The sequence below is a fragment of the Aurantimonas sp. genome, assembly GCF_964217435.1.
Lineage (GTDB): Bacteria > Pseudomonadota > Alphaproteobacteria > Rhizobiales > Rhizobiaceae > Aurantimonas > Aurantimonas coralicida.
In genome coordinates this window covers 106,273-119,628 of the sequence record NZ_CAXPJM010000012.1, presented here as the reverse complement: position 1 = coordinate 119,628, position 13,356 = coordinate 106,273, and the positions used below count along the sequence as shown (strand labels likewise).

Sequence of the window (13,356 nt, the reverse complement as noted above, 5' to 3'; positions counted from 1 at the left end):
CGGTGGCGCGGTACTGGTCGCCATAGGCATGGCGGCCGACGATCACCGGCTGGGTCCAGCCGGGCACCAGGCGCGGCACGTTCTTGGCGATGATCGGCTCGCGGAAGATGACGCCGCCGAGGATGTTGCGGATCGTGCCGTTGGGCGAACGCCACATCTTCTTCAGGCCGAATTCGGCGACGCGGTCCTCGTCCGGGGTGATCGTCGCACATTTGACGCCGACGCCGTGCTTCTTGATGGCGTTGGCCGCATCCACCGTCACCTGGTCGTCGGTGGCGTCGCGGTTCTCCATGCCGAGGTCGTAATATTCAAGGTCGATGTCGAGATAGGGATGGATCAGCTTGTCCTTGATGAACTGCCAGATGATCCGGGTCATCTCGTCGCCATCGAGTTCCACGACCGGATTGTCGACCTTGATCTTCGCCATCTCTGTCTTCCCCCTGAAGCAATGAAAACGCGGCCCTGAGCGGCCGCATGGATGCAGGACGCGGTGCCACGCCCGAAACTCACGGCGCCCTATAACACCCGTATCGGTGGACGCAAAGCATGGGCCGCGCCGCTCGCCGCCGGTGGGCCGGTGCGGCCCGCCACCAACCGCACAGGAGTTCGCGCATGACAGCATCGGTGGTGGCGGAGGCGCCCTGCGGCCGGGTTCGGGGCAACCGCATCGGCGGCATCACGTGCTTTCTGGGCATTCCCTATGCCGCGCCGCCGGTCGGACGCCTGCGCTTTGCCGCGCCTCGCGCCCCCGCGCCGTTCCGGGGGACCTTCGACGCAGATGCCTACGGGCCGGCAGCGCCCCAGCGCCGTGCCCTGGCCGAACCCTTCGCCACTTTTGCCGGGCTGAAGCGGACTTTCAGCGAGGACTGCCTCAACCTGCATGTCTGGACGCCGGACACGCGCGGGTCGCGGCCGGTCCTCGTCTTCATCCATGGCGGCGGCTTCATCATCGGCTCGGGATCGCAATATCCGGGCGCCGATCTCGCCCGCCGCGGCGACGCGGTGGTGGTGACGCTGAACTACCGGCTCGGCGTCTTCGGCTTCAACGGCTTTGCCGAACTGTTTCCCGGCGACGCGCGCTTTGCCGCCAATGCCGGGCTGCTCGACCAGCGGCTGGCGCTCGCCTGGGTGCGCGACAACATCGCGGCCTTCGGCGGCGACCCGGAACGGGTGACGATCGCCGGCGAATCCGCCGGGGCGGCCTCCGTCGCCTTCCACATGGCGGCGCCGGGATCGCATGGGCTGTTCTCGCGGGCGATCATGCAGTCGGGCGGGCTCAATTTGTTCTATCCGCGCGCCCAGGCGATGGAGATCGGCGAGCGCACCCTGGCGGTCCTCGGTGCAGAGGCCGATCGCGAGCGTCTGTTCCGGCTGGCGCCGCGAGCCTTCGGTCTCGCCGCGCGCAAGGTCACGGCGGAATTCCCCGGCATCCCCTCGCGGCCGCATTTCGACTGCGGTGAACTGCCGGACGGCCCGCTGCCCGCGCTCTACCGCGCCATGAAGCCGGTGCCGCTCCTGATCGGCACCAATCGCGACGAGTTCTCCTTCTTCAGCGAGCTGCCGATCTTCAAGATCGACAGCGACAAGCCGTCCCTGACTCGGTGGGTGGCCGAGACCGCGGGGGAGGCGGCGGCCGAGAGGATCGGCGCGCTCTATCCCGCCGGTAGGGCCGGGCGCATCGCCTTCGGCACGGATCTGTTGTTCCGCATGGCGGCGATCCACATGGCCGACAGCCAGTCGCAGCGTGCGCCCACCTACATGTACCGACTGGACTGGGAGGCGAAGGGGCTCCTGTCGCGGCTCGGGGCGACCCATTCGGTCGATCTGCCGCTGCTGTTCGAGGATTTCCTGAAGCCGTTCCGCAGCGTCTATCTCGGCGTCCTGCCGGATCCGGCGCGCCAGCAACTGGCGATACGGATGCGCGATCGCTGGATGGCCTTCGTCAATGGCGGGCCCCCCGGCGACGACTGGCCGGCCTATAGGACCGAGACCCGCGAGACACTGGTCCTGTCGGCCCGCCGCGACCGCGTTGAGGCCGATCCCGATCCGCTGCGCCGCATTGCCTGGGAGGGGGTGGACGGCGCGACGCCGTGAGGAACCAGCGCGGCTGGGGATGCTCTTGCGCCCCGCTTGGCGTGGCGGGCGTGGCGCGGTATCAGCGGGCCGAACAGAGGATGTCGCCAGCGTGCCCGAGAACCAGTCGCCCAACAAGAAGCCCGAGGCCGGGCCTGCCATCGTGCTCGTGGAGCCCCAGCTCGGTGAGAATATCGGCATGGTGGCGCGGGCGATGGCCAATTTCGGCCTGTCCGACCTGCGCCTCGTCAGCCCGCGCGACGGCTGGCCGAACGAGCGGGCAGTCGCGGCGGCGTCGCGCGCAGACCACGTGATCGAGGCCGCCCGGCTCTATGACAGCGTCGAGGCGGCGGTGGCTGATCTCACCTTCGTCTATGCGACGACGGCGCGGGCGCGCGACAGCTTCAAGCCGGTGCGCGAGCCCGAGACGGCCGCCGCCAATCTGCGGGCGCGGATCGGCGCCGGCCAGTCGGCCGGCATCCTGTTCGGCCGCGAGCGCTTCGGCCTGTCCAACGAGGAAGTGGGCCTTGCCGACGAGATCGTGACGTTCCCGGTCGATCCGGATTTCGCCTCGCTGAACATCGCCCAGGCCGTGCTCCTGATGAGCTATGCCTGGCGCATGGCGGGCTCGGCGGATGTCACCAAGCCGCGCTTTTCGGCGCCCGAGGTGCCGCCGGCGCGCAAGGAGGACCTGCACCGGCTGCTGGAGCATCTGGAGACTTCGCTCGACCGCAACGGCTATTTCTATCCCGAGCACAAGCGCGAGGCGCTGGCCCAGAAGCTGCGCACCATGCTGACCAAGGCCGGCTTCTCCGAGCCGGAGGTGCGCACCATGCGCGGCGTCATCCGCTCCTTCGACTACGTCATCGCCAAGCGCGGCCTCGCGCCGGCGGACAAGGCCGAGGGCGGCCATACCGGCGACGACGCGCCGGAGGGGACCGATCCGGCACAGGACGGGACCGGAAAGCCGGCCCTGTGAACGCGCCGATCCTCGTCTTCGATTCGGGCATTGGCGGGCTGACCGTGCTGCGCGAATTGCGGACGGCGATGCCCGACCGGCGCTTCATCTATGTGGCCGACGATGCGGGCTTCCCCTATGGCGACTGGGAGGAGGAGCCGCTGGTGGCGCGCATTCTCGACCTCTTCGCCGAGCTCATCGACACCTACGAACCGAGCCTTGCGGTCATCGCCTGCAACACCGCCTCGACGCTGGTGCTGCCGCAATTGCGCGCCCGTTTCGCCATTCCCTTCGTCGGCACGGTGCCGGCCATCAAGCCGGCCACCGAGCGCACCCGGTCGGGCCTCGTCAGCGTCCTGGCGACGCCCGGCACGGTCCGCCGCGTCTATACGCGCGATCTCGTGGAGGCCTTCGCCACCCATTGCGAGGTGCGGCTGGTCGGATCGCCGGAGCTGGCGCGGCTGGCCGAACGCTCGCTCCTCGACAGCGAGGCAAGCGGCGGCCAGGAACTCGACGACGCGATGGCGGCGGAGATCGCCCCGTGCTTCGTCGAGGCCGGCGGCCGGCGGACCGACATCGTCGTCCTCGCCTGCACCCATTATCCACTGATCGCCAACCATTTCCGCCGGCTGGCGCCATGGCCGGTGGACTGGCTCGACCCGGCCGAGGCGATCGCCCGGCGGGCGCGCTCGCTGTGCAAGCCGGGCTCGGGCGAACTCCCCGAAGGCTTCGACCGCGCCCATTTCACCGGCGGCGCACCCGGCTACCAGATGCGCCGGCTGGTGCGCGGCTTCGGTCTCGAAGTGGCCGACGGCGCCGCCTAGCCGGCCGCCCGCTCGGCAAAGCGCGCCAGCAGCAGATCCTGTTCGGCGCGGCGCAGATCGTCCTCGGCCTCCCAGAGATCGTCGCGCAGCCGCCGCAGCTCGCGCCGCTTGCCGCGCTCCGCCTTCTCGTCGTCCAGCGTGTCGATCTCGTCGCGAAGACGGTCGATGCGTCCCCGCAAATCGTCGACCCGCCGGTCGGCATCATAGACGCGCTTGTGGGCGCGGTACGGCTCCTCGAAGCCGGCCTTGAGGTCGAGCGGGCAGGAATTCTGGTAGCTGCCGCCCCGCGCGCCGATCCGGGCGCCGTTCTCCGGCGTGCAGAAGCTGGCGATGCCGGCGTCCCAGCCGCTGCGCCAGGCGGAGAGGTCGGGTTCGATCCCGTGCTTGCTGCAGGCGGCCTGGTGCTGCGCAACGAAATTGACCGGCCGGCCATTGGCGCCGTCCGATTCGCCGAGGGTGCGCCAGTCGCTGGTCACGCACTCCTCTTCCGACAATGTGGCGCAGGCGCTCAGCAGAACCCCTGCGCCCAGCACCAGCGGCAAGACCCTCATCCGTCGCCCCATCCCGTCGCCCTTCCGTATCGGCAGGTTGCAACGGGTGGCATCGCCGGGCGCAAAGATCAAGCCGCGCTATCCCTTCAAGACGGACTGCGGGGAACGAGCCGGGACAAGCGGCGTTGCAGTGACCGACACCCGTACAAGAGGACCAGACCCCATGGACATCATCCGCATCATTCTCGCGATCATCCTGCCGCCGGTCGGCGTGTTCATGCAGGTCGGCTTCGGCAAGCACTTCTGGATCAACATCATCCTGACGCTGTTCGGCTATATCCCGGGCATCATCCATGCGATCTGGGTGATCGCCAAATACTGATCCGGCGGGCGGCCCGGTTGACAGTTTCCGGCCGCCCCCGTATGGAACAGCCCAGCCGGTTGGACCCGTTCCAGCCGGTTTTTGACGTGTCCCGTGGACGGCATCGCCTCGTGCCAATGTCGTCCTGTCAGTCCGCAACAGCGGGCAGAGGAGGGCGCGTTTCCTCAGAAGGCCCTCGGATTGTCCGCGGGGCCTCGTTTTGTTGAAGGAAATGCGATGAGCAAGCGCGCATCAGCGAAGTACAAAATCGATCGCCGCATGGGCGAGAACATCTGGGGTCGTCCCAAGTCCCCGGTGAACCGGCGCCAGTACGGCCCGGGTCAGCATGGCCAGCGCCGCAAGGGCAAGGTTTCCGACTTCGGCGTGCAGCTGCGCGCCAAGCAGAAGCTCAAGGGCTATTACGGCGACGTCTCCGAGAAGCAGTTCCGCAAGATCTACGAAGAGGCCGCGCGCCGTAAGGGCGACACCTCGGAGAACCTGATCGGTCTGCTCGAGAGCCGCCTCGACGCCGTCGTGTATCGTGCGAAATTCGTGCCGACGATCTTCGCGGCCCGTCAGTTCGTCAATCACGGCCATGTCAACGTCAACGGCGTGCGCACGAACATCCAGTCCTACGTCTGCAAGCCGGGCGATGTGATCGAGGTTCGTCAGAAGTCCAAGCAGCTGACGATCATCCTCGAGGCCGTGCAGCTCGCCGAGCGCGACGTGCCGGAATACATCGAGGTCGATCACCAGAAGATGGTCGCGACCTACCAGCGCGTTCCGGGCCTGCACGACGTGCCGTACCCGGTGCAGATGGAACCGAACCTCGTGGTCGAGTTCTATTCGCGCTGATTTCTCGGTGCATGCGATTTCTGCGAAAGGCCGTCCTCTGGGCGGCCTTTTGTTTTGGGCGGTCTGCGGCTAGACGAAGCCCGTGACGACGGAGGCGGGGATGCTCGATCTGGAGACCGCGCGCGCGGCAAGCGCGCAGGACGACGACGCGGCGGCGCCGGCTGCCGAGGATGGCGCCGGCTCGGCCCATCCGCTGTTTCACGACTGTCCGTCGTCGGTGACCTTCAAGAAGCTGCGCAAGCGGCTTTTGCGCGAGATGCGCGAGACCATCGAGGCGCATGCCATGGCCCGGCCGGGCGCGCGCTGGCTGGTCGGCCTGTCCGGCGGCAAGGATTCCTACGCGCTTCTGGCGCTCCTGTCGGACCTGAAATATCGCGGCCTGCTGCCGGTCGATCTCCTCGCCTGCAATCTCGACCAGGGGCAGCCGAACTTCCCCAAGCATGTGCTGCCGGATTTCCTGACCCGCTACGATATTCCGCACCGGATCGAATATCGCGACACCTATTCGGTCGTCACCGAGAAGGTGCCGTCGAACGCCACCTATTGCGCGCTGTGCTCGCGCCTGCGGCGGGGCAATCTCTACCGCATCGCCCGCGAGGAGGGCTGCGAGGCGCTGGTGCTCGGCCACCATGCCGACGACTGCCTCGAGACCTTCTTCATGAACCTCTTCCATGGCGGGCGGCTGTCGGCGATGCCGGCCAAGCTCATCAACGACGAGGGCGACCTGATGGTGCTGCGGCCGCTGATCCGGTCGGTGGAGGAGGACATCGCCCGGTTCTCGGCGGCCATGAATTTTCCGATCATTCCCTGCGATCTCTGCGGCAGCCAGGACGGGCTGCAGCGCAACGTCACCAAGCAGATGATCGCCGATCTCGAGCGCCGCTTCCCGGGCCGCAAGCAGGTGATGCTGCGGGCCCTGGGCAATGTGCGGCCCGGCCATCTCCTCGATCCGTCGCTGTTCGACTTCGCCGGACTGGCGCCCGCTTCCCCCACGACCTGACTCTCAGCCGAAGGCCTTCCGTCATGACCGCACCCATCGATATCGACCGTCTGGCCCATATCCTGCGGGAGGCGGCCATCGCGGAGATCATGCCGCGCTTCCGCAATCTGTCGGAGGCCGACATCCGGCAGAAGACCTCGGCGACGGATCTTGTCACCGAGGCCGACGAGGCGGCCGAGCGGTGGATCGCCCGCGAATGCCAGTCGCTGGCGCCCGACGCCCTGTTCCTCGGCGAGGAATCCGTGGCCGCCGACCCGGCGCTGCTGGATCGCCTCGACGACGCGGAACTGGCGATCGTGGTGGACCCGGTCGACGGCACGGCGAATTTCGCCGCCGGCCTGCCGCTCTTCGCGGTGATGGCGGCGGTGGTGCTGCGCGGCGAGACCGTCGGCGGCATCATCTACGATCCGGTCGGCGACGACGTCATGATCGCCGAGAAGGGTGCCGGTGCGATCCAGCGCACGCGTTCGGGCGAGACGCGGCGGCTGACGACCGCGGCGGCCCTGCCGCTGGCCGAGACCATCGGCTGCATCAGCACCAGCTATTTTCCGCCCGACGACAAGGCGGCGCTGCTGCCGCGCCTGGCGGGGGTGAAGATCACCGGAAACTATCGCTGCGCCGGCCACGAATACCGGCTGCTGGCCTCCGGCGGTTCGCATTTCAGCGTCTATTCCAAGCTGATGCCCTGGGACCATCTGGCCGGCTGCCTGCTGGTCGCGGAGGCCGGCGGCCATGTCGGCAAGCCCGACGGTTCGCCCTATACGCCGCGCGACAAGGAAGGAGTTGTCATCGCCGCCTGCGACGCCAGCGTCTGGACTGCCGCGCGCGACGGCCTGCTGCCGCGATAGGCGAGGGCACCGGCCGGAGCCGGGGGTCTCCCTGCCGCGTGCGGCAGGGCTGCTATTCGGCGCCGGTGCTCGTCGGCGCTGTGCCGGTGGCTGGCGTGTCGTATTTGGCGTCGAACAGCCGGCCTTCGGCCAGCACGACGCAGATCAGCGACGAGACCGACAGGATGATGAAGCCGACCAGCATCGGCAGCACCGTGCCGTCGTAGAAATAGCCGATCGCCGCGCCGAACAGGCCGCCGCCGAAGGTCTGCATGAAGCCCAGCACCGAGGAGGCGGTGCCGGCGACATGGCCGAGCGGGTCCATGGCCAGCGCGTTGAAGTTCGTGCCGATGAAGCCGAACAGGCAGAAATTCAGCGTCATGATGGGCACGAAGAACCACAGCGGTGCCGCACCGCCCATGGCGTAGGCGACGACGAGGTGCAGCGCGGCCAGCGACAGGAAGCCGATCAGCGCGCCGTGCGACAGGCGCCGCATGCCAAGCTTCTCGACCAGCTTCGCGTTCAGGAACGAGGCCGCCGACATGAAGACGGCGGTCGCCGAGAAGACGACGGTGAAGATCGGGCCGAGGCCGTAGAGGCCGGTATAGATCTGCTCGGCCTGGTTGATGAAGCCGAACAGGACGCCGAAGATCAGCGCCGTGGAGACCGTGTAGCCGAAGGCGACCCGGTTGGTCAGGACCATGCGGAACGCCTCGACGATGCGCTTTCCGGTGAGCTCGCGCCGGTCGTCCGGGCTCAGGGTTTCCGGCAGGCGCAGGGCGGCCCAGACCGTGACGAAGGCGCCGAAGATGGCGATGGCCACGAAGATCTCGCGCCACGAGCCGAACAGCATGATCGCCTGGCCGATATTCGGCGCGATCACCGGGATCGCCATGAACACCATCATCACCAGCGACATGACGCTGGCCATGCGGCGGCCGCCGAAGCAGTCGCGCACCACCGAGATGGCGATGACCCGGGTCGCGGCCGCGCCGATGCCCTGCAGGGCTCGCAGCGCCAGGAGGATGCCGAAGGTGGGCGAGAAGATCGCGGCGATCGAGGCGAGGATGTAGACGGCGAGGCCGAAGAACAGGATCGGCCGGCGGCCGAACCGGTCGGACAGCGTGCCGTAAAGGATCTGCGCGCCGCCGAAGCCGAGAATATAGGCGGTGATCACGAACTGGCGCTGGTTGGCGTCGTCGACGCCGAGGGCCGCGCCCATTTCCTGCAGCGAGGGAATGAAGATGTCGATCGCCGCCGCGTTGAGCGCCATCAGGCAGGCGACCATGGTGACGAGTTCCCAATAGGGAAGCCCGCGCGTTTCGGCGTTGGGGGACGCGTTGGACATCATCAGCCTCGTGGGATCGATCCGCGCAGATGTATTTCGCACTGCACAAAACCGCAAGCATGGCTTAGCAATTCGGCGGCCTGAAGCGGGCGACGCTGTGTCAACCGAAAGCGGCCCGCACGCTCAAGAACGCACGGGCCGCGGATCGGGATATGGGGCAGGCGCGCAGGATGTCCCGCGGCGCGCCGAAGGGTCAGCCGGCGGCGGGCGCCGGTGCGGTGGTGGCGATGCCCTTGTCGACCAGGAAGGTCTGCAGCTCGCCGGCCTGGAACATCTCGCGGATGATGTCGCAGCCGCCGACGAACTCGCCCTTCACGTAGAGCTGCGGGATCGTCGGCCATTCGCTGTAGGTCTTGATGCCCTGGCGCAGTTCGTCGGTGGAGAGGACGTTCACGCCTTTGTACTCGAGGCCGAGATAGTCGAGGATCTGCACGACCTGGCCGGAAAAGCCGCACTGCGGGAAGGCGGGCGTGCCCTTCATGAAGACCACGACGTCGTTGGTCTTCACTTCGTTGTCGATCCATTCGTTGATGGCGGTCATGGATGCGGTCCTTTGCTCAGGGTTCGCGGACACTGGTGCAGCGGCCTTCAGCGCTTCTGCCGTGCGTCCATTTCAATCGCCTCGCTCGTCGAAAGCAAGGTGTCGGTCAGGCGGCCGGTCGGGCCGGCACGCAAGCGCGCGGCAATCCGCGCGGGGTTTGTCCTGCATCGTGCGGCCATGTCGTCCGTTGTCAGACGGCGGGCGCGGCACGATGCGAAATCGTCGGCGACGGGAAATCTCGTCCTCGTCACCCCGACATATTACTTCGGCGCACTGGTTTGTAGGGCCAGGGCGTGCAGTTCGCCGCCCATGTTGCCCCGCAGCGCCTGGTAGACCATCTGATGCTGCTGGACGCGCGACTTGCCGCGGAAGCTCTCCGAGACGATCTCGGCAGCATAATGGTCGCCGTCGCCCGCCAGATCGCGGATCGTCACGTCGGCATCGGGGATGGCGTCCTTGATCATCGTCTCGATGTCGCGGGCGTTCATGGGCATGGGCTGGATCTCCTTCGGCCGGGTCCGGAATCGCGGCCGGGCCTGATGATAGGTATCGCCCGGTCCGCGATCAATCGGGCGGACCGGGGAGGGGCCTTCGCTCAGGCGGCGGCGGCCGGCTCGACGATCTCGCCGGACATATAGGCCGGGAACCAGGTCTCGTGGGCGATCGTCAGCTCTTCCACCGACACGTCGAGGCGCCCGGCGACGACCAGCCGGTCGCCCTCGACCGTACCGAGGGGGCGGACCGGTACGCTCGCCGCAGCCGCTTCTGCTTCCACCGCGGCGACATCCCCGGCCTTCAGCGCGACGACGTAGCGGGCCTGATCCTCGCCGAACAGGCGGGCATGGTCGGAGCCGTCGCCCGCATCGACGCTGGCGCCGCGACCGGAGGCCATGCACATCTCGGCCAGCGCGATGGCAAGGCCGCCGTCGGAGAGGTCGTGGCAGGCGGCGACGCGGCCGTCGCGGATCAGGCCGCGCACGAAGTCGCCATGGCGCTTCTCGGCGGCCAGATCGACCGGCGGTGGGGAGCCGGCCTCGCGGCCGTCGATCTCGCGCAGATAGACCGTTGCGCCCAGATGCGTGCCGTCGGCACCGATCAGCATCAGCGTCTCGCCATCCTGCATGCCGCCGATCGTGGCGGTGCGGCTGCGATCCTCGATCAGGCCAACGCCGCCGATGGTCGGGGTCGGCAGGATCGCCTGGCCGTGGGTCTCGTTGTAGAGCGAGACATTGCCCGAGACGATCGGGAAGGCGAGGGCCTCGCAGGCCGCGCCGATGCCCTCGACCGCCTTGACGAACTGGCCCATCAGTTCCGGCTTCTCGGGATTGCCGAAGTTCAGATTGTCGGTGGAGGCGAGCGGCTCGGCGCCGACGGCGGTGAGGTTGCGCCAGCATTCGGCGACCGCCTGCATGCCGCCCTGCAGCGGGTCGGCCTCGCAATAGCGCGGCGTCACGTCGGAGGAGAAGGCCAGCGCCTTGGTCGGATGGCCGTCGACGCGAACGACGCCGGCGTCGCCGCCCGGCCGCTGCAGCGAATTGCCCTGGATCAGCGTGTCGTACTGCTCGAACACCCAGCGGCGCGAGCACAGATCCGGCGAGCCGAGCAGCTTGATGAGCGCGGCGCCGTAATCGGCCGGCTCGGCGATGTCGGCGGCGGCGATCGGTGCGGCCGGCACCGGCTCGATCCACGGCCGGTCGTATTCCGGCGCCTCGTCGCCCAGTTCCTTGATCGGCAGATTGCCGACCTCGCGGCCCTCCCACATGATGCGGAAACGCAGATCGTCGGTGGTGCGGCCGACCACGGCGAAGTCGAGGCCCCATTTGACGAAGATTGCCTCGGCCTCGTCGCGCTTGTCAGGACGCAGCACCATGAGCATGCGCTCCTGGCTCTCCGACAGCATCATCTCGTAGGCGCTCATCTTCGCCTCGCGGACCGGCACCTGGTCGAGGTCCAGCTCGATGCCGAGGTCGCCCTTGGCGCCCATCTCCACGGCCGAGCAGGTCAGGCCCGCCGCGCCCATGTCCTGGATGGCGATGACGGCGCCGGTCTGCATGAGCTCGAGGCAGGCTTCCAGAAGGCACTTCTCGGTGAAGGGGTCGCCGACCTGCACGGTCGGGCGCTTCTCCTCGATGGTGTCGTCGAATTCGGCGGAGGCCATGGTGGCGCCGCCGACACCGTCGCGGCCGGTCTTGGCGCCGAGATAGACCACCGGCAGGCCGACGCCCTCGGCCTTGGAGTAGAAGATCGCGTCGGTCTTCGCGAGGCCGGCGGCGAAGGCGTTGACGAGGCAGTTGCCGTTGTAGCGCGGGTGGAAATTGACCTCGCCGCCGACGGTCGGAACGCCGAAGGAATTGCCGTAGCCGCCGACGCCCGCGACGACGCCGGCCACGACGTGGCGGGTGCGCGGATGGTCGGGGGCGCCGAAGCGCAGGGCGTTCATCGCCGCGATCGGCCGGGCGCCCATGGTGAAGACGTCGCGCAGGATGCCGCCGACGCCGGTCGCCGCGCCCTGATAGGGCTCGATATAGGAGGGGTGGTTGTGGCTCTCCATCTTGAAGACCACGCAGAGCCCATCACCGATATCGACGACGCCGGCATTCTCGCCGGGGCCCTGGATGACGCGCTCGCCCTTGGTCGGCAGGGTGCGCAGCCAGCGCTTGGAGGATTTGTACGAGCAATGCTCGTTCCACATGGCCGAGAAGATGCCGAGTTCGGTCAGGGTCGGCTCGCGGCCGATCAGGGCCAGGACGCGATCGTACTCGTCCGGCTTCAGCCCGTGCGCGGCGATCAGTTCCGGGGTGATGGGGGTCTCGGCGTTCATGGCGTGTCCTGGGGCGACGTTCCGGCAAGGTCCTGCGCGCCTGTTACCATCTGGCGCGGCGCACACAAAGGGGCTTGGCCGGTGTTCCCCCGTTGCTGGCGGACATCCGGCCCGGCGACCGGCCGGACGGCGAGACGCTCTGCCGCACCCGATGCCGGTTTCGCGCCGGTCCGATCGATGGTCTCATCCTGCCCGGGGACCGGCACAGGCAGGGAGAACCCGATGGCGACCATGGCGAGACGAGCGGCTTTGCAGCTTGCCGCATCCCTGTTCCTCGGCCTGATGGTCATGGCCGGCGCATCGCAGGACGCCGGCGCGGTGTTCTCCGGCGAGATGAGCCCCACCGTGCGCTCGGGCGACGCCGATTATGCCGATGGCGTCGAAGCCTTCGACGCGAAGAACTGGCCGGCCGCCATCACCGCCTTCGGCAAGGTCGTGGATAGGCGGCCGCATCACGACAACGCCTGGACGCTGCTGGCCTATTCGCTGCGCAAGTCCGGCAATCACGAGCGCGCCCTCGACGCCTATGGCCGGGCGCTTTCGATCAATCCGCATCACCGGGGCGCCATGGCCTATCTCGGCGAGGCCTATCTCGATCTCGGACGGGTGCGCGACGCCGGCATCCTGTTGATCCGGCTGCGCGGGGAGTGCCGGCGCGTGGCGCTGACCTTTTCGGACGGCGCCTTCGAGAATGGCTGCCGCGAATATACGGCGCTGGAGGCCTCGATCCGGTCCTACAAGGACGATCCCGCGGCGCGGGTCGAGCCGGTCAAGCAGCGCTGGTAGGATCGGCGGGCGGCCGGAGCCGCCACGGCGAGCGCCTCGCGCCTAGCGCTGGCCGGCCGGAATATAGGCGATGTCGCCGGCCCGGCAGGATGCCGTATCGGCCGGGCGGCGCAGCACCAGCGTGTCGTCGTCCACCTGCGAGATCGCATCGCCGTCGAGCCGGCGGGTGAACAGGATCAGCGCATGGTCCATGCCGCCGCCGGCAGCCGGCGAGCGCAGGCAGAGGCCATAGCCGCCGAGATCGCGGTCGGTCAGGAAGGTCGCGGACCGCTCGGCGCTGCGGCGGCGATAGATGCCGGCGGCGGTGGCGTTCGCATAGTCGATCTCGGCCGGGCCGGGACGGGCGGGACCGGCAAAGGCCGGCGCCGCGACCGGGGCGGCAAGCCCGGCCAGCGAGGTAGATTCGCCCGACAGGCAGGCGCTGAGGCCGAAGCCCGCCAGCATCGCCGCTAGGGTCCGCAGGCGTCGCAT

At 68.3% G+C, this 13,356-nt stretch carries 15 protein-coding genes; 8 read left to right on the top strand and 7 right to left on the bottom strand.

Annotation, left to right across the window (positions count from 1 at the left end; genetic code table 11):
- Positions 1 to 427: isocitrate/isopropylmalate family dehydrogenase (locus ACEQX1_RS06770; RefSeq protein WP_370196644.1), on the bottom strand; the 427-nt coding region annotated here is incomplete at its 3' end.
- 185 nt (positions 428 to 612) lie between these two features.
- Between ACEQX1_RS06770 and ACEQX1_RS06765 the strand changes: the two genes are divergently transcribed.
- The 3 genes from ACEQX1_RS06765 (at position 613) to murI (ending at position 3,855) form a co-directional block, all read left to right on the top strand.
- Positions 613 to 2,094 carry a carboxylesterase/lipase family protein gene (locus ACEQX1_RS06765; protein WP_370194707.1) on the top strand — a complete coding sequence of 494 codons (1,482 nt, stop codon included), beginning with the start codon at positions 613 to 615 and terminating at the stop codon, positions 2,092 to 2,094.
- A gap of 91 nt (positions 2,095 to 2,185) precedes the next feature.
- Entirely contained in the window at positions 2,186 to 3,052 is an 867-nt protein-coding gene (locus tag ACEQX1_RS06760) for an RNA methyltransferase (RefSeq protein ID WP_370196643.1), read from the top strand.
- A complete protein-coding gene (gene murI / locus ACEQX1_RS06755) occupies positions 3,049 to 3,855 on the top strand; it encodes a glutamate racemase (RefSeq protein WP_370192849.1) in 807 nt (268 codons plus the stop codon). Before ACEQX1_RS06760 ends, murI begins: the two co-directional genes overlap by 4 nt.
- Here murI and ACEQX1_RS06750 read toward each other — a convergent pair.
- A complete protein-coding gene (locus tag ACEQX1_RS06750; protein ID WP_370196642.1) occupies positions 3,852 to 4,406 on the bottom strand; it encodes a DUF2799 domain-containing protein in 555 nt (184 codons plus the stop codon). The genes murI and ACEQX1_RS06750 overlap by 4 nt on opposite strands.
- Positions 4,407 to 4,569: 163 nt before the next feature.
- Between ACEQX1_RS06750 and ACEQX1_RS06745 the strand changes: the two genes are divergently transcribed.
- The 4 genes from ACEQX1_RS06745 to ACEQX1_RS06730 all read left to right on the top strand — a co-directional run bounded on the left by ACEQX1_RS06745 (position 4,570) and on the right by ACEQX1_RS06730 (position 7,410).
- Positions 4,570 to 4,728 carry a YqaE/Pmp3 family membrane protein gene (locus tag ACEQX1_RS06745; RefSeq protein WP_035694391.1) on the top strand — a complete coding sequence of 53 codons (159 nt, stop codon included), beginning with the start codon at positions 4,570 to 4,572 and terminating at the stop codon, positions 4,726 to 4,728.
- 216 nt (positions 4,729 to 4,944) lie between these two features.
- Positions 4,945 to 5,562, top strand: coding sequence for a 30S ribosomal protein S4 (gene rpsD, locus ACEQX1_RS06740; RefSeq protein WP_024348603.1), 618 nt, complete (start codon positions 4,945 to 4,947; stop codon positions 5,560 to 5,562).
- Positions 5,563 to 5,662: 100 nt separating this feature from the next.
- Positions 5,663 to 6,562, top strand: coding sequence for a tRNA 2-thiocytidine(32) synthetase TtcA (ttcA, locus tag ACEQX1_RS06735; protein WP_370196641.1), 900 nt, complete (start codon positions 5,663 to 5,665; stop codon positions 6,560 to 6,562).
- 23 nt (positions 6,563 to 6,585) lie between these two features.
- Positions 6,586 to 7,410 (top strand): inositol monophosphatase, encoded by an 825-nt coding sequence (locus ACEQX1_RS06730; protein WP_370192843.1) that lies wholly within the window; start codon positions 6,586 to 6,588, stop codon positions 7,408 to 7,410.
- A 52-nt stretch (positions 7,411 to 7,462) separates the two neighbouring features.
- On the opposite strand, the gene ACEQX1_RS06725 is transcribed toward ACEQX1_RS06730, so the two are convergent.
- The 4 genes from ACEQX1_RS06725 to purL all read right to left on the bottom strand — a co-directional run bounded on the left by ACEQX1_RS06725 (position 7,463) and on the right by purL (position 12,099).
- Positions 7,463 to 8,737 carry a multidrug effflux MFS transporter gene (locus tag ACEQX1_RS06725; protein WP_370196640.1) on the bottom strand — a complete coding sequence of 425 codons (1,275 nt, stop codon included), beginning with the start codon at positions 8,735 to 8,737 and terminating at the stop codon, positions 7,463 to 7,465.
- Positions 8,738 to 8,930: 193 nt separating this feature from the next.
- Positions 8,931 to 9,278 (bottom strand): Grx4 family monothiol glutaredoxin, encoded by a 348-nt coding sequence (gene grxD, locus ACEQX1_RS06720; protein ID WP_024348599.1) that lies wholly within the window; start codon positions 9,276 to 9,278, stop codon positions 8,931 to 8,933.
- Positions 9,279 to 9,538: 260 nt separating this feature from the next.
- A complete protein-coding gene (locus tag ACEQX1_RS06715) occupies positions 9,539 to 9,772 on the bottom strand; it encodes a BolA family protein (RefSeq protein WP_024348598.1) in 234 nt (77 codons plus the stop codon).
- A 101-nt stretch (positions 9,773 to 9,873) separates the two neighbouring features.
- Complete coding sequence (gene purL, locus ACEQX1_RS06710) at positions 9,874 to 12,099, bottom strand: phosphoribosylformylglycinamidine synthase subunit PurL (protein ID WP_370196639.1); 2,226 nt, start codon at positions 12,097 to 12,099, stop codon at positions 9,874 to 9,876.
- A gap of 222 nt (positions 12,100 to 12,321) precedes the next feature.
- Between purL and ACEQX1_RS06705 the strand changes: the two genes are divergently transcribed.
- Positions 12,322 to 12,885 carry a tetratricopeptide repeat protein gene (locus ACEQX1_RS06705; protein ID WP_370194805.1) on the top strand — a complete coding sequence of 188 codons (564 nt, stop codon included), beginning with the start codon at positions 12,322 to 12,324 and terminating at the stop codon, positions 12,883 to 12,885.
- A 42-nt stretch (positions 12,886 to 12,927) separates the two neighbouring features.
- On the opposite strand, the gene ACEQX1_RS06700 is transcribed toward ACEQX1_RS06705, so the two are convergent.
- On the bottom strand, positions 12,928 to 13,356 hold the full coding sequence (locus ACEQX1_RS06700; RefSeq protein WP_370194806.1) for a hypothetical protein: 429 nt from the start codon (positions 13,354 to 13,356) through the stop codon (positions 12,928 to 12,930).

Excerpts from the sequence above, each read along its gene's own strand:
- ACEQX1_RS06765 (WP_370194707.1), top strand. The coding sequence starts at position 613 with ATGACAGCATCGGTGGTGGCGGAGGCGCCCTGCGGCCGGGTTCGGGGC.
- ACEQX1_RS06750 (WP_370196642.1), bottom strand. The coding sequence starts at position 4,406 with ATGAGGGTCTTGCCGCTGGTGCTGGGCGCAGGGGTTCTGCTGAGCGCC.
- ACEQX1_RS06745 (WP_035694391.1), top strand. The coding sequence starts at position 4,570 with ATGGACATCATCCGCATCATTCTCGCGATCATCCTGCCGCCGGTCGGC.
- rpsD (WP_024348603.1), top strand. The coding sequence starts at position 4,945 with ATGAGCAAGCGCGCATCAGCGAAGTACAAAATCGATCGCCGCATGGGC.
- ttcA (WP_370196641.1), top strand. The coding sequence starts at position 5,663 with ATGCTCGATCTGGAGACCGCGCGCGCGGCAAGCGCGCAGGACGACGAC.
- ACEQX1_RS06730 (WP_370192843.1), top strand. The coding sequence starts at position 6,586 with ATGACCGCACCCATCGATATCGACCGTCTGGCCCATATCCTGCGGGAG.
- ACEQX1_RS06725 (WP_370196640.1), bottom strand. The coding sequence starts at position 8,737 with ATGTCCAACGCGTCCCCCAACGCCGAAACGCGCGGGCTTCCCTATTGG.
- grxD (WP_024348599.1), bottom strand. The coding sequence starts at position 9,278 with ATGACCGCCATCAACGAATGGATCGACAACGAAGTGAAGACCAACGAC.
- ACEQX1_RS06715 (WP_024348598.1), bottom strand. The coding sequence starts at position 9,772 with ATGCCCATGAACGCCCGCGACATCGAGACGATGATCAAGGACGCCATC.
- purL (WP_370196639.1), bottom strand. The coding sequence starts at position 12,099 with ATGAACGCCGAGACCCCCATCACCCCGGAACTGATCGCCGCGCACGGG.
- ACEQX1_RS06705 (WP_370194805.1), top strand. The coding sequence starts at position 12,322 with ATGGCGACCATGGCGAGACGAGCGGCTTTGCAGCTTGCCGCATCCCTG.
- ACEQX1_RS06700 (WP_370194806.1), bottom strand. The coding sequence starts at position 13,356 with ATGCGACGCCTGCGGACCCTAGCGGCGATGCTGGCGGGCTTCGGCCTC.